Genomic DNA, 18,256 nt, shown 5'->3' with positions numbered 1-18,256 from the left:
CGGCTACTCGATGATGTCGCCGGAGAGCAGGAACTTGCACAGCGCCACGGTGCCGACGAAGCCCATCACCGCGATGATCAGCGCCGCCTCGAAGAACACCGCATGGCCACGCGCGATGCCGAGCAGGATGACCAGCGCTATGGTGTTGATGCCCAGCGTGTCGAGCGCCAGGATCCGATCCGGCATTCCCGGCCCGCGGGCCAGCCGCCAAAGGTTGAGCAGCATGGCGAGCGCCACCATGCCCATCACGAAAGGGAGGACGAGCCTCAACATGCGAACACCTTCCTGAGCGGCGTTTCATAGCGGGACTTGATGCGGGCCACGGCGGCCGCCGCGTCGTCCACGTGCAGCGCATGCACCAGCAGCACGCCGCGGTCGATCTCGATGGAGACCGTCCCCGGGGTGAGCGAAATGATGCTGCCGAGCAGCGAGGCGATGAAGGGGTCCTCGATGGCGAGTGGCACCTCGAGGAAGGCCGGCGCCAGCCGGGACGGCGGACCGAGCACCCGCCGCGCGACCTCGACGTTGGCGACGACGATGTCGGTGAGGACGACGCCTGTCAGGCGCAGCCCCGCCGGCCAATCCGCCAGCCGCGGGCGGTCCGGCCAGAAGCCGCGCGTCGCCCAGGGCAGCACCAGCGCCAGCCACAGGCCGATCAGCACCTGCCCGAGGCTCAGCGCCGGCGCCAGCACCAACCAGAGGCCCAGGATCAGCCCGCTCAGCACGGGCTGCGGCAGGATGCGCCTCATGGCCGGACCTCCCGCGCCACCGCCGCGACGCCGCCCGGCAGCACCGCCTGCAGGTAAGGCTGCCGCGCCGCGAGCTGCTCCGCGGTGGCGCGCGCATAGGCCGAGAGCGGCGCCGCCCCCAGGACCAGCGCCGGCACGCAGCCCAGCGCCAGCAGCAGCGCCCAGGTTGCGGCGCGGCCCGCCGCAGGCACCAGCGGCACCTCGACGCGGCCGCGTTCCCAGAACAGTGTGCTCGCCGCCCGCGCCAAGCCGAGCGCGGCGACGAAGCCCGAGAGGATGAAAACCGCCCAGAGCACGTAGCCGGCGGCGGTCGCCGGCGCCGCGCTCAGCATCATCAGCTTGCCGAGGAAGCCCGACAGCGGCGGCAGGCCGCTGACCGCCACCGCCAGCACCAGGAAGGCGGTGCCGAGCCAGGCATCGCCCGGCATCCGCGCGCTGCGTATCAGCCGGTCGCCGGCCTCCCCACGCGCGGCGGCGATACGCCCGACCAGCAGGAACAGCGCGGCGCTGACCAGGGTGGTATGCGGCAGGTAGTACAGCAGCGCGGCCAGCATCGGCATGCCGCCCTCCGCCAGCGCCGCTGCCAGCATGCCGGTCGAGAGCAGCAGCAGATGCGCCACCATCGCGGCGAGCCGCCTCGCCGCCAGCACGCCCGCGGTCGCCACCGCGACGGTCGCCAGCGCCATCGGCAGCAGCCAGGGGGAGAATAGGCCGGCGCCGGGCGCCGCATCGAACGCCACGGAGGACAGCCGCACCAGCGCATAGATGCCGACCTTGGTCAGCACCGCGAAAAGGGCGGCCGCGGGAGCCGAGGCGGCGCCATAGGCATGCGGCAGCCAGAAGCCCAGCGGCAGCAATGCCGCCTTCAAGGCGAAGACCGCGACCAGCAGTGCCAGGGCCACCCGCAGCGGCGCAGCATCCCCGGGCGGCACCGTGGCCAGGCGTTCCGCCACGTCGGCGAGGTTGAGCGTGCCGTATAGCAACCCGAGCCCGATCAGGAAGAGGACCGAGCCAGCCAGGTTCAGCACGACGTAATGCAGCCCGGCGCGGACCCGCGCCGCGCCGCCGCCATGCACCAGCAGGCCGTAGGAGGCAATCAGCAGCAGCTCGAAGAAGACGAACAGGTTGAACAGGTCGCCGGTCAGGAAGGCGCCGTTCAGCCCGGCCAGCTGCATCTGGAAGAAGGGGTGGAAATGCCGCCCGCCGCGGTCGATCCCGCCGCAGGCGGCCAGCAGCGCCGGCACGGCAATGGCCACCGTGGTTGCCACCATCAGCGCCGCCAGGCGGTCGGCGACGAAGACGATGCCGAAGGGGGCCGGCCAGTTGCCCAGCGCCACCACCGCCACCGTGCCGCCCGCCGCCTGGCGCAGCAGCAGCACGGCGACGACGGCAAGGCCGCCGACCGAGACAAGCGCGATGCCGCGGGCGAGACGGATGTCGGCGCGGTGCAGGGCCAGCATCAGGATCGCCGCGGCGAGCGGGACCAGCACCGGTAGCAGCGGCAGGTGCATCATGGCCGGTCCTCGCGGCCGTCGACATGGTCGGTGCCGGTTTCCGCCACGGCCCGCAGCGCCAGGGCGACCAGGTAGGCGGTCATGCCGAAGCTGATGACGATGGCGGTGAGCACGAGGGCCTGCGGCAGCGCATCCGCGAGGGGCCCGGCGTCGTCCAGCACCAGCGGCGCGGCGACCGGTGCCAGCCGCCCGGCGGCGAAGATGAAGAGGTTGGCGGCGTAGGAGAGCAGGGTCAGGCCCAGCACCACGCTGAAGCTGCGTTCCCGCAGCACCAGCCAGGTCCCGGCCGCCACCAGGGCGCCGATGCCGGTCGCCAGCAGCGCTTCCATCAGCCAGTGCTCCCCGGGGCGAGTTCCCGTTGGCTCAACCGCCCGAGCTCCGTCAGCACCAGCAGGACCGTCGCCACCACGACGAGGTAGATGCCGAGGTCGAAGACCAGCGCCGAGGCGAGGTGCACCGGCCCGACCAGCGGGATGCCGAGATAGCCATGCGTGCTGGTGAGGAAGGGCAGGCCGAAGGCCATGCTGGCCAGCCCGGTCGCCGCGGCGAGGCCGAGCCCGACCGCGAAGAGCCGCACATGGTCGAGCCGCAGCCGCCGCGCGGTCATGTCGATGCCGACCGCCAGGTACTGCAGGATGAGCACCACGCCGGTGATCAGCCCGGCGATGAAGCCGCCGCCCGGCAGGTTGTGGCCGCGCAGCAGGATGTGGAAGGCGACGACCAGCGCCAGGGGCAGCAGCGGCCGCATCAGCATGGCCAGCATGATCGGGTGCATGTCACCGGGCCGGTCGGGTCCCGGCACCTGCGGGCGCAGCCGCAGCCCCTCCAGCAGCGCATGCGCGCCGAGCGCCGCGAGCGCCAGCACCGAAACCTCGCCAAGCGTGTCGAAGCCGCGAAAATCGACCAGGATCACGTTGACCACGTTGGTGCCGCCGCCGCCCGCCACGGCATTGGCGGCGAACCAGCCGGAGATCGTCTCGAAGGGTCGCGTCATCATCGCATAGGCCAGCGCCGCCGCCCCCGCACCGCCGGCGATGGCGAGGACCGCGTCGGCGGTGGCGCGGCCGGGACGCCGCCGGGATGCCGCTTCCTCCGGCAGGAAGCGCAGCGAGAGCAGCAGCAGGACGATCGTCACCACCTCGACCGAAAGCTGGGTCAGCGCTAGGTCTGGCGCCGCGAAGCGGACGAAGACCAGCGAGACGACCAGCCCGACCACGCTGGCGGCGACGATGGCCAGCGGCCGCCGGCGATGCCAGACGACAACTCCGAGCACGCCGAAGATCAGGGCCCCGAGCGCACCGAAGGCCAGCGGATCGGCCGGCGTCGCGGGCAGCGGTCCGGCCAGCGCCGCCGGCGCCGCGCCCTGCCAGGCGAAGCCCGCGAGGCCCAGGCTGAAGACCAGCAGCAGCGCCAGGTAGCGATGCAGGCTGACGTTGTCGAGCCGCGCCAGCAGCCAGCGTGCGCCAATGGCCGTGGCGTTGAAGACGCGCTCGAAGGCCGCGGGGCTGGTCATCCGCGGCGCGTAGCGTTCGTGCAGGTCGTAGAAGAACCGGCGCTGGCGGTACCACAGGAGCCCGCCGGCCAGGGCCAGCAGGCTCATGGCGAAAGGCAGGTTGAAGCCGTGCCAGATCGCCAGGGTATAGGGCGGCGGCGGGCCGCCCAGCATCGCCGCCGAAGCGACGTGCAGCAGCCAGCCGGCGGAGAACTGCGGCAGCAACCCGACCACCAGGCACAGCGCCACCAGGATCTCGACCGGGGCGCGCATCCAGCGCGGCGCCTCATGCGGCGTGCGCGGCATCTCGGCCGGGCCGGTGGTGAAGAAGACGTCGTGCACGAAGCGCACGGAATAGGCGACAGACAGGATGCCCGCGACGGTGGCGAAGGCGGGCAGCGCATAGGCGTAGCCGGCCAGCGCCGGCTGCGCGACCGCCTCGGTGAAGAACATCTCCTTGCTGAGGAAGCCGTTCAGCAGCGGCACCCCGGCCATCGATCCGGCGGCGATGATGCCGAGCACGGCGGTGACCGGCATCAGGCGGAACAGACCATTGAGTCGGCGCATGTCGCGCGTGCCGGATTCATGCTCGATGATGCCGGCCGCCATGAAAAGCGACGCCTTGAAGATCGCATGATTGATGATGTGGAAGACCGCCGCGACCGAACTCAGCTCCGTCTCGAGACCGAACAGCAGGGTGATCAGCCCGAGATGGCTGATGGTCGAATAGGCGAGCAGACCCTTCAGGTCGTGCTTCAGCAGCGCGACATAGGCGCCATAAGCGAGCGTCACCGCCCCGGTGCCGCTGACCAGCGCGAACCACAGGTCGGTGCCCGACAGCGCAGGGTACAGCCGCGCCAGCAGGAAGACCCCCGCCTTCACCATGGTCGCCGAATGCAGGTAGGCGCTGACCGGGGTCGGCGCGGCCATCGCGTTCGGCAGCCAGAAATGGAAGGGGAATTGCGCCGACTTGGTGAAGGCGCCGAGCAGCACGAGGACCAGCGCCACCGGGTAGGCCGGGTCGGCGCGGATCAGGTCGCCGGACGCCAGCACCTCGGTCAGTTCGAAGCTGCCGACGATGCGGCCCAGCAGCAGCACGCCGGCCAGCAGCGCCAGGCCGCCGCCGCCGGTCACCGCCAGCGCCATGCGCGCGGCGATCCGCGCATCGGTGGCGTCATGCTTGTAGGCGATCAGCAGGAAGGAAGAGAGGCTGGTGATCTCCCAGAAGATCACCAGCAGCAGCAGGTTCTCGGACAGCACGACGCCGAGCATGCCGCCGGCGAAGGCCAGCAGCAGCCCGAACAGTCGCCCGAGCCCATCCTGCCGCGGCATGTAGTACGCGGCATAAAGGATGACGAGCGCGCCGATTCCGAGGATCAGGATGGCGAAGAGCAACCCCAACCCATCGAAGCGGAAAGCCAGGTCGAGCCCCCAGTCCGGCAGCCAGGCGAGGCGCTGGACCACCACCTCCCCGTCGAGCACGCCGGCGGCCAGCGGGACGAGCGGCAGCGCTGCGGCGGCCAGCGCCGCCGCCGCCGTCCAGGCGGCCACTGCCCGGCCGAAGCGTGCCAGCACGGGAACCGACCCGGCGCCGAGGAACAGCGCCAGGATCGCCAGGGCCAAGCCAGGATGGTCCATCTTGTCCCTTCAGGCCAAAGGCCCGGTCATGTCCGGGCCGAGTGGTCAGTACCGCAGGATCGCCGCGGCGGCAGCGCCAGCGGGGATAGCATCGTCCGTCAGCACCTGCACATCGCCGTCATGCCGCGGCGCGCCGGCTGCCGAGGCATCGAGTGGCTCCGTCCCCTCGCAGCGACCGGCCGGCCGCGCCGCCTCCCGGACGAGCAGCAGCGTGCTGATACGACCGATCCGGGCGGCATCAAGGATCGCCGGCAATTCGAGCGCCACCCCTCGGTCGTCGTGGCAAGGCCGTGCCTCCAGGTGCTCGGCCGCGCGTTGCCGGCGGGCGGCGAAGCGCGGCTGCGGCACGCCGTGAGCGACAGCATGGAGGGCATCGCGGTCGAGCGCCTCGGGATCGACCGCGACCGCCCCGGCAAGCAATGGCCCGAGCTTACCGGAATGGCGGAAAGCAGGTCGGCGAAGGCGCGGGCATCCAGCGCGGCGGCGACGCGCCCGGTGAACCCGATCAGCTGCTCCTGCCGGCGGTCCTCCGGGCTGTCGCCCTGGACCTGCGCCGGGGTGACGGCATTGGCCACGATTTGGGGCCGGTTGGCCGGGCTGGTCTGCTGCGGGTTCTCCTGATCCGAATCCGCGTTGGTGGCCTCGGCGAACGAACCGGGCAGCCCAGCCGCCGTGTCCTCCCGCAGGCCGTGGCGGACGGCTTCGTCGAGCCGGACGCGGTCGGCGGTGATGGTCAGCAGCAGGCAACGCTGGTCCGTGCTGCTGCCGGATCGGGTCGGGCTTTCATCGCCGAGACGCACCTCGACGCTGGTGAGTTGGCCGGTGAACCGCGCCGCCAAGGCAGCACGACCTTGGACCTTGTCGTCGGTGTTGAACTGGGCCAGCACGCCTAAACCTCGAATGAAAATTTGTTAATGCATAACGTCAGCGGCAAAGATTGGTTAAGCCAAATCATGTTTCGAAATGTGTTTCCCTCGGGCGACCGCCGGGGCCCTGGCGGAAGCGACATGCCAGATTGTCCACGGCCCCGCACGTCGTGCTGCCCGTCCGGAAGCGAGACGACTCATTTGAATTGGTGGCGACCGGCAGTGGCGGGCGGGAGTCGAAAGGACCACGGGCATGTGGCCGCCCGGGAACAGGCCGGGATATGACTTCAAACGCTGCCCGAAAGATCTGGCCGACAAGAAGTCGGCGATCTCTGATCCTGCCCGCGACGCGCGGCGGCAACCCACGCGCGGTGGGTAGGTCAGGCAGCGGTGGATCGGGGAATGCACATCCTGAGCACCGGTTGCCACTGGGGGGGGCTGCCGAAGGACCCGCCGCCGCGAAGTATGGCGAACGATTGCCTGCGACGCTGGGACGAGGACCGATGCTCGATCGCATTTACCACGTTTATCAAATGCGGTGTCGGGCGCGGACCGGGCGCACGGCCGGCGCAACGGCGGCGATCATCGACAGCCAGAGCGTGAAGCGGGTGGAAAAACGGGGGCTCGCACAAGCCCCCCGGGCTACACCGCGCGCAAGAAATCAAGGGCAAGAATCGGCACGTCCTGGTCGAGCCTTCAGCCTGGCTGATGCAGGCCATGGTCCAGGCTGCTGGACTTCCAGGCCGGTTTGCACGGCACCCGTCGCCACGTGAGGTTCGAGATTGTCAAGCGCGCTGGATCGTCCAAGCGCACCATCGCCTGGCTCGATCGCTGCCGACGATGGGCCAGGGATCGGGAGTGCCCGAACCGCCGCGCGCTCCGCCTCCTCCGCCGGGCGTCCGTCCGCCGCGTGCTTCGAAGCTCATGCCGGCAAACCACATGATCCCGGATGGCCCCCAATCGCTTGGTGCGACGGGGTACCGCCCGACAGGCGACAGCACCGTGTGGCGGACGAGCACCTGAATGCAGCGTCCGAGAGGACCCACTACCCGGTTGGCGGTTGCGCCAACAATGCCGGCCGGAATAGCAGTGTGATCGCCATTTCCCATCCCAGCGCAATCATCAGCAGCCTGCCCATGCTGGCCGTCCCCGGATGGCTCGACAGCCAAAGGGCGCCGAAGGCGGTCGCAGTCGTCAACGCGCTGAAGACCACCGCGCGCATCAGGCTTGCATGCAGCAGCGCCGCCTCATCGGCACGCCAGGCCGCGACGAAGTAAATGTTGAAGGCCACGCCGATGCCGAGGAACAGGGGCAAGGCAATGATGTTGGCGAAGTTCAGCGGCAGGCCAAGCAGCGCGCAGGATGCCAGCGTGAGCATGCCGCTCAGCAGCACCGGCAGCATGGTCAGCGCGACATCGCCGGCCCGCCGGAGCGCCATGCCCAGCAGCAGGGCCGTCGCCAGCGTGGCAAGTGCAGCCGCCTGCAGGAAGGCCAGCACGATGCTGTCCCCGGCCTCCCGGATGATGATCGGGGTTCCGGTTGCATCAGGCGCAACGGCCTGGACCGCGTCCGAGAATTGCCGCAGGCCGGCATTGTCGCCGGCGCCTTCGCGCGGCAGCACCAGGATCCGGGCGCGGCCATCCGGCGTCGTCCAGTCCGCGGCCAGATCGGGCGGCAGGGTCTCCTGCGTCACCGCGCCGGCCTTCAGCAGGCCGCGCGTCTGCCGCAGCAGCGCATCCAGCGGTTCAGCCACCGCGGCCGCCGCGGCCATGCGGGGCGCCATCGGTGCTTGTGCCAGGCGTTCCAGCAGACCGGCCAGTCGGCGTGCCGCATCCGCCGGCTCCGGCATCCGCTGCAGCGCCGCCGCGGTCTCCTTGAGGCTCTGCGCCAGCTCGGCATCCGTCGGCGGCGGCCGCGGCGCGACGGGATCGAGCGTCGGCCCCAGCAGCATCGCGGCATCCTCGATGAAAGCGAGCTTTTCCTCCTGCCGCGTGGGGATGAAGCTGCCGAGGGTGATGGCATGGGATACTTCCGGCAGCGCCGCCACGCGCTCGGCGAGCACCTCGGCCTCGGCCAGGGACGGCGCCAAAATGTCGATGGTGTTCGGCGTCCGGTCGGGGTCCGCCATCAGATCGGCCAGGGTCGCCATGGATTCCGCCCGCGGGTCCCGCAGATGGAGCGGGTCGAAGTCGAAGCGCAGCATCGGCAGCAGCATGGCCGAGCACAGCGTGGCCAGGGCAGCGACGCGCAGCACCCAGCGCCGGTGCCGGCGGACCTGGCCTTCGAGCGGCACGAAGAGGCCGAAGCTGGTTTCCGCGGCACCGCCCGGCGGGGCGCGCAGCAGTATGAGCAAGGCCGGCAGGACGGTCAGGCTCATCACCAGGGCGATCACCATGCCGAGGCCGGCGATGGCGCCGAGTTCGGACACGCCGACATAGCTGGTCGGCAGGAAAGCGAAGAAGCCGGCGGCGATCGCCCCTGCGGCCAGGGTGAGCGATCGTCCAAGGCCCGCGCCCGCTGCCGCCAGCGCATCCGCCAGCCGGGGATGCGCCAGCTGCTCGGCGCGGCACCGCACAGAGACTTGGATGGCGAAGTCGATGCCGAGCCCGACGAAAAGCGGGATGAAGGCGACCGAAATCAGGTTGAAGCGCCCGACCACCAGCAGGCCCAGGGCCGCGGTGAGTAACAGCCCGAGCAGCGTCGTCGCCAGGATGGCCGTGACGAAGCGCGCCGAGCGCACGGCCAGCCACAGGATGACCAGCAGCGACGCCAGCATGACGGTGGTCATCAGCGTCGCGTCCCCCGCCAGGGTGGCGAATTCCTCGTCCGCCAGGGGCACCGCGCCGGTCAGCCGTACCCTCACGCCCTGCGTGGGGTCGAGGCCGAGTTCGCGCGCTGCCTGGCGGATCGCGGCACTGGCCGCCGCCCCGGGCTCCAGCGCGGCGAAATCCAGCACCGGCTGCACCAGGACGAACCGCCTGGCGTCATGCGCCCGGGCAGGCGCCGCGGCGAGGAGCCGCTGCCAGGAGAAATGCGCCGGCCGGCCGGCCAGCGCGGCCTCGATCGTATCGGCCAGGGCCGTCATCATGGGGTCTATGTCCTGCGGGCCGGCCGCGTCGCGGCGGATGCCCTCCAGCACCATCGAGAGGCTGGCCATGACCCCGCGCAGGCTCGGATCCTCCGCCAGGGTGCCGAGCAGGGGCTGCGCCGCGATCAGCCGCTCCGTCATCGCCTGGACATCGGCCAGCGGCAGCAGGAGCAGGCCGTGGCGCTCGAAGAAGGCGCCGCCCTCCGGCTGCCAGGCGCGCCTGACATGCCGCGGATCGGCCTGCAGCCGGGCGACCAGCGCGGCGGCCGCCGTGTCGGCCTGCTCCGGCGTCGCGGCATCGATGACCGCGAGGATCGAATCGACATGCTGGGGGAAGGCCGCGGTGAAGGCGGCCCGCTGCCGCCGCCAGTCCAGGTCGGGGGAGATCAGCTCGGTCGTATCGGTCGTCATGGCAAAGTTGCGCACCGTGACCAGCAGCGCGGCCAGGCCCAAGGCAAGGGCGAGCAGCAGGACGAGCCAGGGCCGGCGGCAACTCGCCGCGACGATGCGGCCGCCGAGCGGCAGGTCCGCCATCACCGATGCCCCCCATGGCCGGGGGGAGGACCCGCAGGGCGCGGGGGCCGGCCATTGATCCCGGCTGAATTACCCTGCAAGGGCAGCGGGCAGTCCATCCTGCGCCTGCCCGGCCGCGTCCGGGCGTCGCCGTGCGGCAGTGGCCGAAGGAGCCCGAGTTGAGTGTCAACACGCTGATTCATCGCATCGTCCGCCCGGCAGTCCGAGCCATCGCGCCGCTTGGCGTGACCCCGAACCAGATCACTACGCTCCGTCTCGTCACCGGCGTCGTGGCGGCCGGCGCCTTCGCCGTCGGCGGTGGCGTCTGGCCTGCCATCGGGGGTGCCATCTTCGTGTTTTCCATGCTGCTGGACCGGGCGGATGGCGAGCTTGCGCGGCAGACCGGGCAGTCCAGCCCCTTCGGCTACCGGTACGACATCGCCAGCGATTGCGCCGCCAACGTGGTGGCGATGGTCGGCATCGGGATCGGGCTGCACGACACGCTCGGCCTGGCCGGCCCGGTGCTGGGCGCCGTGGCGGGCGCCGGGATCGGTGCCCTGTTCTGGCAGCTCTTCGGGCTGCGGCTGGCGCAGCCGCGTGGCTACGAGCCCTGGCCCGGCCTCGTGGTGGATCCGGATGACGCGCTGATCCTGGTCCCCGTCTTCGTCTGGGCCGGGGCCGCGCTGCCGATGATCGTGGCGGCCGCGGTGATCACGCCGCTCGCGGCCCTCTGGCTGGGGCTGCGCGGGGCGCAGCCTTCCTAGGGGCGGCGTCAGGCACCCTCCGGGGCGGCCAGGGTCGCCTCGACCGCCGCCAGCAGTCGCTGGATATCCTGCCGGTCGATCGCGCCGATGCAGCCGATCCGGAAGGTTTCGGCCTGGGTCAGCTTGCCGGGATAGATCAGGAAGCCGCGGGCCGCGAGCGCATCATAGAAGGCCGCGAAGCCCAGCGGGAAGTCCCGCGGCATCCGGAAGGTGGCGATGATGGGCGCCTGCAACGCCTCCTCCAGGTAGAGCTCGAAGCCAAGGCGACGCATGCCGGCGACCAGGGTGCGGCAATTCCCGTCATAGCGCGCCAGGCGCGCGGGCGGGCCGCCTTCCGCGTCCAGCAGCCGCAACGCTTCGACCAGCGCCGCGACGACCTGCACGGGCGGGGTGAAGCGCCACTGCCCGTCCTTTTCCAGGCCGCGCCACTGCGCGTGCAGATCGAGGCTGAGCGAGGGGCTGACGCCCTCGGCCGCCGCCAGCGCCGCTGGCTCGATCAGCGCGAAGCCGATGCCCGGCACGCCTTCCAGGCATTTGTTGGAGGAGGCCATGACGGCAGTGAGGGGCAGCGTCCGCAGGTCGATGTCGATCGCGCCGAAGCTGCTCATCGCATCGAGCAGCAGGTGCCGACCCGCATCCGCTACTGCGGCGGCGATCCCGGCCAAAGGATTGAGCAGGCCGGTCGTGGTCTCGCAATGCACCAGCGCGACATGGGTCACGCCAGGATCGGCGCGCAGCGCGGCGGCGACCCGCGCGGCCTCAACCGGCCGGTCCTCCGGCCAGCGCAGGATCTCCACGGCGCGGCCCATGCGGCGGGCGATGGCGGCGATGCGCTCGCCATAGGCCCCGTTGACCAGCACCAGCAGCTTGTCGGCGGGCCGCAGCAGGGTGGCGAGGACGGCCTCCACGATGAAGGTGCCGGAGCCCTGCAGCGGCACGCAGGCATGGGTCGGCCCGCCCTCCGCCACGGCCAGCAGGCGGGTGCGCAGCTCGGCCGTCAGGGCGATGAAGGCGGGGTCGCGCGACCCCCAGTCCCGCAGCATGGCCTGGCGGGTCTCGATGCGGGTGGTGAGCGGGCCAGGGGTCAGCAGGATCTGCTGGGTCATGGCGGCGACGTCCTTGCTGCGATGCTGGTCATGGCGAAGCGCGGTGCCGGCGCGCGCGCGGCCTCCCAGCGCCAGGCGACGATGCCGGGCAGGCCGAGCGCGACGTCGCGGATCCGGCGCAGCAGCGCGAAGGCCAGGGCTTGCTCCGGCGGGATGCCGAACAGCCCGCAGGCCAGCACGAAGCCGCCCTCCTGCACGCCCACCGCCCCGGGGACCATGAAGCCGAGGCTGCGGGCGAGCTGCCCCAGGCTCTCGATCACCAGGGCCTCGGCCAGCCCGGCCTCGATGCCCAGGATCCGCAGGGCCAGCCAGGTCTCCAGGGTGCCGAGCAGCCAGGAGGCCAGATGCGCCGCCACGCTGGCCCACAGCCGCCGGGGCCGGCGATAGAGCCCGACCACCGCCTCGTGCAGCCCGGCCATCGTGTGGCGCCCCCGCGCCAGCCTCGGCAGCAGCCGCTCCACCAGGCGGAACAGGCCCCAGCGCTGTGCCGCCATGAAGCCCGCCGCCATGAGGCCGAGGACCGCCACCGCGGCCACCGCCCATTCGGCGGCGGCCCCCTGGTGCGGCAGCTGCCACAGCACCGCCAGGCCGATCGCCGCGAAGGCGAATTGCGCGGCGAGTTCGGTCGCAACGTCCACTGCCACGCCCGCCGTCGCCGGCACGGTGGCGGCACCGCGGCGGATCAGCAGCTGTGCCCGCACCACGTCCCCGCCGACCTGCGCCACCGGCAGCAGCGCGTTCACCGCATCGCGGATCCAGCGCAGGCGGAACAGCGCCGCCCATCCTGGGCGCTGCAACGGTTCAATGAGGGGTGCCCAGCCGATCGCCGAGGCGAGGATCTGCGGCAGCCGCAGCAGAATGACGCCCAACATCCCCCAGGAAGCGCCGGCCAGGAGGCGAAGGATCTCGGCCGGATCACTCGCGGCGAACAGCATGCCCGCGACCGCGAGGCCGACGACCAGCGTGACGAGGTTCGACCAGGTCACGCGGCGGACGGCTTGCCCCCGCCTGCCGCCGCGCGACCAGCGAGGAAGGCCTTGAAGCGCAGCGCCACCTCCGGCGGGGTCACGGTGGGACGCCCGAGCTTGGCCATGGAGCCCGGGGCGATGCGCACGTGGATCAGCGCCGGGCCCGGGACGGCCATCGCGTCGCGCAGCGCCGCCGCGAACCCGTCGAGCGTCGCGCAGCCGGCGGCATAGGCATAGCCGCAGGCCAGCGCGACGCCGGCGAAATCGACCGAGGGCGAGACGGTCGGCTGGCCGCCGGTCGAATCATGCACCCCGTTGTCGAGCAGGACATGCACCAAGTTGCCCGGCGCATAGGCGCCGATGGTGGCGAGGCTGCCGAGCTTCATCAGCGCCGCCCCATCGCCATCCAGGACGAAGACCGGCCCCGCGGCATTCAGCGCCACGCCGAGGGCCATGCCGCTCGCCCCGCCCATCGAGCCGACCTGATAGAGGTGCTGCGGCCGGTCGGCGAGGGTGAAGAGCTCCCGCCCGGTCTTGCCGGTGGTGGCGATGACCGCGGCCTGGTCCGGCACCAATTGCAGGAAGCGCTCCAGCGCCGCGGCGCGGCTCGGCCGTTCCCCGGCGGCGGGGAAATCCGCCCGCCGCCCCGGCGCGGGCAGCGGCCGCGCCGGGGCGTGCAGCGGCTGCTCGGCCACGTCGCCCTTGCGCATGACGAAGGCGAAGGGCAGGCCGGTATCCGCCATCCGGCCGAGGGCCGCCGCGAAGGCCGGCGCCAGGGCCTCGCGCGACGCCGGGAAGGGCGCATGGGGGACGCCGATCACCGCAAGCAGGTCCTGGGTGATCCGCCCCATCACCGCGTGCTGCGGCTCGTCCGGGATGCCGGGCTCGCCGCGCCAAGTGGTGAGCAGCAGGGTCGGGATGCGGAACGGCGCGTTGAGCGAGGTCAGCGGGTTCACCGCGTTGCCGAGGCCGGAATTCTGGCACAGCACCACCGTGCGGCGTCCGGCCAGCCAGGCCCCGGCGGCGATGGCGACGGCCTCGCCCTCGCTCGCGGCGCCGACATAGCCGAGGCCCGGCGCCGACAGCACGCCGTTGATCAGCGGGTCGAGGAAGCTGCACGGCACGCCGGTGTAGAAGTCGAAGCCGGCGTGCCCGGCCTCGGCCAGGAAGTCGCTTGCGGTGATCATCGGGGCGGCAGACTAGCCGAGGTTGCGGGCCTCGGCGAGGTCGCCGAGCGTGTCGATATCGAGCCAGTGGCCGGTGAAGTAGAGCACCCGGACCGGGTGGCGGGCCGCCAGCCGGGTCAGCAGGCGCGGCAGGTCCGCGGTCTCCAGCAGGCCCTCGGCTTCCATCGCCGCAAGCTCCTCCCGGAGCCAGCCGGCACCGGCGGCGCTGACCCGAACCAGGCCCATCCACTCGCCGCAGACCTCCGCCGGCGGCAGGTCGGGGGCGATGCGGCGGAGCTGGGCGGGTAGGTCGTCCAGGTAGTCGCCGGAGAAGCCGCGGTCGGCCGCCACCAGGTCACGCGGCGTGGTGGTCGCCCGCGCCGCAGTGCCGAGGCTGTCCACCGCCAGCACGATATCGGCTTCGCTGGTCAGCAAGGCATCGAGGATGTGGCGGCGGAACAGCACGTCGCCATAAGCGATCACCGTCTCGCCCCGGATCGCGTCCCGGGCGCAGGCGAGCGACCACAGCTCGCCAGTCTCGGCATGGCGGTCATTGTCCACCATGCGGACCCCGCCAAGCTGGACCGCTTCCTTGCGGTAGCCGCGCACCACCGTGATGTCGCGCAACCCGCTCTCGCGCAGCGTATGCACCAGGCTGCCGAGCAGCGGCCTGCCACGGATGTCGACCATGCATTTCGGCCGGTCCGCGGTCAGAGTGCCGAGGTCGCCCGCCGAGGCGGCCAGCACCACCGCGGCCGCGGCCGGCCGGGCCGGTAGGTAGCGCCGCTCGGCCTGTTCGAGCTCGGCATTGCCGACCAGCCGGAACACCTCCTGCACCGACGCGACCTGGCCCTCGACCCGCACCAGGGATTCATCCTCGGCGATGCGGGCGGCCGTCTCGCGCATGGCGACGAGCGCCGATCGCAGCAGGTGATTGGCCCAGATCACCGTCGAGATGCCGGCCTCGCGGAAGACCTGCGTCGGCACCGCGTAGTACATGGTGGGCACGATCACCACCGGCGCCCGGTTGCCCCAGCGCCGGGTGAAATCGAGGATCTCCTCGGCACCCGCGCGCTTCGAGTGGATCAGGATCGCGTCGGCGCCGGCGCGGTGATAGGCCTCCGCCCGGCGCAGGGCCTCCTCCATGCCCAGGCCGGAGATCAACGCCTCGACCCGGGCGACCAGGACGAAGTCGTCATCGATCTGGCTGTCCTTGCCGGCCTTGATGCGGCCGCAGAATTCTTCGACATCGGCCAGCGCCTGGCCCTCGCCGATGAAGGAATTGGTCTTCGGGAAGAGCTTGTCCTCGATGCAGACGCCGGCGAGGCCGCGCTCGCCCAGCTTGCGGACGAAGCGGCGGACATTGTTGAAATTGCCATGGCCGGTGTCGCCATCCACCAGGATAGGCAGGCTGGTCGCATCCGCCATGTATTCCAGCGCGTCCAGTACCTGGGTCCACGACGCCTCGTTGCTGTCGCGCAGGCCGAGCGAGGCCGACATGGTAAGGCCAGAGGCCCAGATGCCGCGGAACCCGGCCTCCTCGACGATCTTCGCCGAAAGCCCGTCATGCGCTTCCATCAGGAAAGACATCGACGGTGATTGGATCTGGTGCCGCAGCGCAGCGAACCGCGTCACACGCGAGTGCCGTGCTGCTGCAATACGGATCGAATCCCTTGATGCAGCGTCGTTCATGGAACCAGGTCTCCGAGGGCGCGCGCGTTCATGGTCTGGGCAATAGCCTGAGGCTGCGATAATGTCATTTACACGAGACTGTCACAACCAGGAGCGGTCATTGTCGCAGCATCGGAAGACAGCGCGTGCAGTCATCCTTGCCGCCGGCGTCGGGCGGCGGCTCGGGTCGCAGGAGGATCGGCCGAAAATCCTGCTTGAGTTTGGCGGGCGCACGCTCCTTCAGCGGCACCTGGATGCGTTGAAAGCATGCGGGGTCCAGGATATCAGTATCACCGTGGGCTTCGCCCATGAACTGATCGAGGCGGAGGTGGCGCGGCTCGGTTGGAGCGACTGCGTCCGCTTCGTGTACAACCCGCGATACCACGAAGGTAGCCTGGTCTCTCTCTGGGCACAGTCGGACCTGCTGCGGGCGGATGAGCCGGTACTGCTCATGGATGGCGACGTACTGTACGAGCCAGGCATGATCGATCGTCTGGTGCATGCGCCGGGTGAAAACATCCTGCTGGTAGACCGCGAGATCGAGCCTGGCGATGAGCCGGTGAAGATCTGCTTCTACCAGGGACGTATCGTCGATTTCCGCAAGCGGCCCGAACATGCGCATGACTGGCATGGCGAGTCCGTTGGGTTCTTCCGATTCTCGGCGGGCATGGCGGCCGCCCTTGCTGATCGGTGCGCTGCGCATCTGGCGGCAGATGGCGCCGGGCTCGAATACGAAGAGGCGATCCGCGACTTGATCCTGGCCCACCCGGACCGCTTCAGCGCCTGCGACGTGACCGATCTGCCGTGGATCGAGATCGACTTCGAGGCCGATGTCGTCCGCGCCCGTACCGACGTGCTGCCGCAGCTGAGAGCGTCCGAGCCGGAGAAGCCCGAGCGGCCTTGAATCGGAACAGTGATCACGGCGGGGATCAACGCAACGAAGACCAGCGCCGGGACGATGCCGGTCGGCACCATGTCCAGTGGCGGCGGGCAGGCGCGACGCCTCGGCATCCCAGCCACGCCGGCCCGGCTCATCTCCACCGCCGTGCGCAGGTCGAAGCCGGAGGTCGCAACTTCCACGGTGATGCAGACCGCGGCCAGTGCTGATGTCCCAGGCCAGCGCAACTCCGCCAGGAGCCGCCACGGCAGCCGAGCCGGCACCATCCGGGTCGGCGCCGGCCCATGGTCGTCGACGACTGGCAGCGGCCGAGGTGAAAGCCGGCTGTCGCCCGGCGCTTCAGGCGCCAGGACCAACGGCGCGACGAGCAACAGCAGCAGGCCGAAGGCGGAAAGCGCACAGGCGAAGATCGCGGCGCCCGGCGCCTTGCCGCCGACGAAGCCGGCGCGAGGCAATGCGGTCGCTTTGGCCGAGCCGGTCCGCCGGCCTGCGTCCGATGATCATCGCGGTGTCGAGCGGCGCCGCGCAGGCGCCGCGCGCCAGCCGGATCGCGCCCAGCCAGGGCATGGCCGGGATGCCGTCACCGGCCAGCCCCAGCAATGCCAGGCAGGCCGATGATGACCAGGGTCGCCCCGGTTGCACCGGCCGAGGCGCCCATGGCGGCGAGATGATTGGCCTGCGCGGTCAGGCCAAGCTGGCGGCATGGACCGCCAGAATCTTTCCTCAGGCGCCATGCCGGCAGGGCGATGGGAAGCAGGGGGCTTGCCGCGCGCCTGCGCACGGGCAGAGCCCCCGCCGGAATCGCCTCATCTGCCTGGATGAGCTGCTGGGCCGCCTCCGCACGTCATTGCCGAGGTTGGACTCCCGTGCGTCGCTCCCGGACGCGCCAAGGACGAACGACGAGCGCCGGGGGCTCATCGCCCAGTACGCTGTTCGCAATGCGCGTCCGTTTCCATGTGCCGGTCTCCGGAGACGGAAAGCTGCGCTCCGGGTCCCCGGCATCGCTCGGCGGGATCGGCGCACGTGGGAAGTCAGGCCAATTCGTGGACAAGGGACGGCCAATCTGCCGGACAACGGGCCCGAAACCACCATGATGGCGCCAGGCGCATGGCACAGCGAGATCAGGCTCTGCCCGCTGCCGTCGACGGCGTCCATGGCAACCGGACCATGATGGACCCGCTACCCGCACTGCGCACAGGTCATCAGGCCGCGTCGCTCCCGCGCTGGAGAAACGAGGTAACCGCAACGGACGCAATTCGCGCCGCTGTCGTCCGCCGCGAAGGGATCGGCAAAGCTACGTTTGGTTGATGCTGCCAGCTTTTCCATCCGCTCCGGTCCGGCGGTGCGCTGCCGCAGGCGGCCGGCGGCCAGAGCCCCAGTGACCGGTTCGGCTGGTTGAAGGGGTGGCAGCAGTCGCTCCCAGCCGGGCATGAGATGGCCAACCGGGGCAACGGCGGCTGGAACTTCACCTAGCGGCCGGGTCGCGGCGGAGGAGCGTTGAGGCTCCTCGGGCCAGGGTGCGGCCTGAACGGCCTCCAGCGGGGGTGCCGCGCAGCTCGATCGGCGATGGACGACCTCGACCACGCGGCTCTGGCCTGCGACCGCACCACGCCGCCGGGAATTGACGTGCACGAACTTCCTTTCTTCGGAAGCGGGTAAGTCCCCCGGCGTGGTCATGCGGGAGAAAACGCGGTCGGCTTCTGACATGTGGCTCCGGACAAAGAGAATAGGGTGGAGGGATGGTGACAGGCCCACCCTGAATCATGGGCCCGATCTTCCTATGATTTACAACGCGCGTATCGATGAGAGGTTCTACTGGACCG

The 18,256-nt window shown here is 70.8% G+C and carries 15 protein-coding genes; 4 read left to right on the top strand and 11 right to left on the bottom strand.

Annotated elements, in window-relative coordinates:
* Positions 1-3: 3 nt before the first annotated feature.
* The 6 genes from ACFQS7_RS11835 to ACFQS7_RS11810 are packed head-to-tail and all read right to left on the bottom strand — an operon-like array spanning position 4 to position 5,813.
* Positions 4-273, bottom strand: coding sequence for a K+/H+ antiporter subunit F (locus ACFQS7_RS11835; RefSeq protein WP_380067277.1), 270 nt, complete (start codon positions 271-273; stop codon positions 4-6).
* Positions 267-749 (bottom strand): Na+/H+ antiporter subunit E, encoded by a 483-nt coding sequence (locus tag ACFQS7_RS11830; protein WP_380067276.1) that lies wholly within the window; start codon positions 747-749, stop codon positions 267-269. The genes ACFQS7_RS11835 and ACFQS7_RS11830 overlap by 7 nt, the downstream gene beginning before the upstream one ends.
* Positions 746-2,263, bottom strand: a complete 1,518-nt coding sequence (locus ACFQS7_RS11825) for a monovalent cation/H+ antiporter subunit D (RefSeq protein ID WP_380067275.1) — start codon at positions 2,261-2,263, stop codon at positions 746-748. The genes ACFQS7_RS11830 and ACFQS7_RS11825 overlap by 4 nt, the downstream gene beginning before the upstream one ends.
* The gene (locus ACFQS7_RS11820) at positions 2,260-2,592 is read right to left on the bottom strand and encodes a Na+/H+ antiporter subunit C (RefSeq protein WP_380067274.1); all 333 of its coding nucleotides are present in this window, start codon (positions 2,590-2,592) and stop codon (positions 2,260-2,262) included. The genes ACFQS7_RS11825 and ACFQS7_RS11820 overlap by 4 nt, the downstream gene beginning before the upstream one ends.
* Positions 2,592-5,393, bottom strand: a complete 2,802-nt coding sequence (locus tag ACFQS7_RS11815; protein WP_380067273.1) for a monovalent cation/H+ antiporter subunit A — start codon at positions 5,391-5,393, stop codon at positions 2,592-2,594. Before ACFQS7_RS11815 ends, ACFQS7_RS11820 begins: the two co-directional genes overlap by 1 nt.
* Before the next feature lie 45 nt (positions 5,394-5,438).
* Positions 5,439-5,813, bottom strand: coding sequence for a hypothetical protein (locus tag ACFQS7_RS11810; RefSeq protein ID WP_380067272.1), 375 nt, complete (start codon positions 5,811-5,813; stop codon positions 5,439-5,441).
* Between ACFQS7_RS11810 and ACFQS7_RS11805 the strand changes: the two genes are divergently transcribed.
* Complete coding sequence (locus ACFQS7_RS11805; protein WP_380067271.1) at positions 5,813-6,286, top strand: hypothetical protein; 474 nt, start codon at positions 5,813-5,815, stop codon at positions 6,284-6,286. The two genes, ACFQS7_RS11810 and ACFQS7_RS11805, sit on opposite strands and share 1 nt — an antisense overlap.
* A 1,018-nt stretch (positions 6,287-7,304) precedes the next feature.
* Here ACFQS7_RS11805 and ACFQS7_RS11800 read toward each other — a convergent pair.
* The gene (locus ACFQS7_RS11800) at positions 7,305-9,881 is read right to left on the bottom strand and encodes an MMPL family transporter (protein WP_380067270.1); all 2,577 of its coding nucleotides are present in this window, start codon (positions 9,879-9,881) and stop codon (positions 7,305-7,307) included.
* A 158-nt stretch (positions 9,882-10,039) separates the two neighbouring features.
* Between ACFQS7_RS11800 and ACFQS7_RS11795 the strand changes: the two genes are divergently transcribed.
* Positions 10,040-10,624: a CDP-alcohol phosphatidyltransferase family protein gene (locus ACFQS7_RS11795; protein ID WP_380067269.1), complete on the top strand. Its 585-nt coding sequence runs from the start codon at positions 10,040-10,042 to the stop codon at positions 10,622-10,624.
* An 8-nt stretch (positions 10,625-10,632) separates the two neighbouring features.
* Here ACFQS7_RS11795 and ACFQS7_RS11790 read toward each other — a convergent pair whose 3' ends face one another.
* Genes ACFQS7_RS11790 through aepX form a run of 4 tightly spaced genes read right to left on the bottom strand, consistent with a single transcriptional unit; the run spans position 10,633 to position 15,556 of the window.
* Positions 10,633-11,730 (bottom strand): 2-aminoethylphosphonate--pyruvate transaminase, encoded by a 1,098-nt coding sequence (locus ACFQS7_RS11790; protein WP_380067268.1) that lies wholly within the window; start codon positions 11,728-11,730, stop codon positions 10,633-10,635.
* Positions 11,727-12,716, bottom strand: a complete 990-nt coding sequence (locus ACFQS7_RS11785; RefSeq protein ID WP_380067267.1) for a lysylphosphatidylglycerol synthase domain-containing protein — start codon at positions 12,714-12,716, stop codon at positions 11,727-11,729. Before ACFQS7_RS11785 ends, ACFQS7_RS11790 begins: the two co-directional genes overlap by 4 nt.
* A complete protein-coding gene (gene aepY / locus ACFQS7_RS11780; protein ID WP_380067266.1) occupies positions 12,713-13,885 on the bottom strand; it encodes a phosphonopyruvate decarboxylase in 1,173 nt (390 codons plus the stop codon). The genes ACFQS7_RS11785 and aepY overlap by 4 nt, the downstream gene beginning before the upstream one ends.
* 12 nt (positions 13,886-13,897) lie before the next feature.
* Entirely contained in the window at positions 13,898-15,556 is a 1,659-nt protein-coding gene (gene aepX, locus ACFQS7_RS11775; protein WP_380067265.1) for a phosphoenolpyruvate mutase, read from the bottom strand.
* A 100-nt stretch (positions 15,557-15,656) separates the two neighbouring features.
* On the opposite strand from aepX, the gene ACFQS7_RS11770 reads away from it, so the two are divergent.
* Both ACFQS7_RS11770 and ACFQS7_RS11765 read left to right on the top strand, forming a co-directional pair.
* Complete coding sequence (locus tag ACFQS7_RS11770) at positions 15,657-16,439, top strand: NTP transferase domain-containing protein (RefSeq protein ID WP_380067264.1); 783 nt, start codon at positions 15,657-15,659, stop codon at positions 16,437-16,439.
* Positions 16,440-16,448: 9 nt separating this feature from the next.
* A complete protein-coding gene (locus tag ACFQS7_RS11765) occupies positions 16,449-17,051 on the top strand; it encodes a hypothetical protein (RefSeq protein ID WP_380067263.1) in 603 nt (200 codons plus the stop codon).
* The last annotated feature ends 1,205 nt before the right edge of the window (positions 17,052-18,256 follow it).

Source organism: Dankookia sp. GCM10030260 (genome assembly GCF_042666655.1).
Classification (GTDB): domain Bacteria; phylum Pseudomonadota; class Alphaproteobacteria; order Acetobacterales; family Acetobacteraceae; genus Paracraurococcus.
This window is presented reverse-complemented; position numbering and strand designations above follow the sequence as displayed.

Bases quoted from the DNA above. Each gene is read 5' to 3' on its own strand.
- ACFQS7_RS11835 (WP_380067277.1), bottom strand. From the start codon at position 273: ATGTTGAGGCTCGTCCTCCCTTTCGTGATGGGCATGGTGGCGCTCGCC.
- ACFQS7_RS11830 (WP_380067276.1), bottom strand. From the start codon at position 749: ATGAGGCGCATCCTGCCGCAGCCCGTGCTGAGCGGGCTGATCCTGGGC.
- ACFQS7_RS11825 (WP_380067275.1), bottom strand. From the start codon at position 2,263: ATGATGCACCTGCCGCTGCTACCGGTGCTGGTCCCGCTCGCCGCGGCG.
- ACFQS7_RS11820 (WP_380067274.1), bottom strand. From the start codon at position 2,592: ATGGAAGCGCTGCTGGCGACCGGCATCGGCGCCCTGGTGGCGGCCGGG.
- ACFQS7_RS11815 (WP_380067273.1), bottom strand. From the start codon at position 5,393: ATGGACCATCCTGGCTTGGCCCTGGCGATCCTGGCGCTGTTCCTCGGC.
- ACFQS7_RS11805 (WP_380067271.1), top strand. From the start codon at position 5,813: ATGGCCCGAGCTTACCGGAATGGCGGAAAGCAGGTCGGCGAAGGCGCG.
- ACFQS7_RS11800 (WP_380067270.1), bottom strand. From the start codon at position 9,881: ATGGCGGACCTGCCGCTCGGCGGCCGCATCGTCGCGGCGAGTTGCCGC.
- ACFQS7_RS11790 (WP_380067268.1), bottom strand. From the start codon at position 11,730: ATGACCCAGCAGATCCTGCTGACCCCTGGCCCGCTCACCACCCGCATC.
- aepY (WP_380067266.1), bottom strand. From the start codon at position 13,885: ATGATCACCGCAAGCGACTTCCTGGCCGAGGCCGGGCACGCCGGCTTC.
- aepX (WP_380067265.1), bottom strand. From the start codon at position 15,556: ATGAACGACGCTGCATCAAGGGATTCGATCCGTATTGCAGCAGCACGG.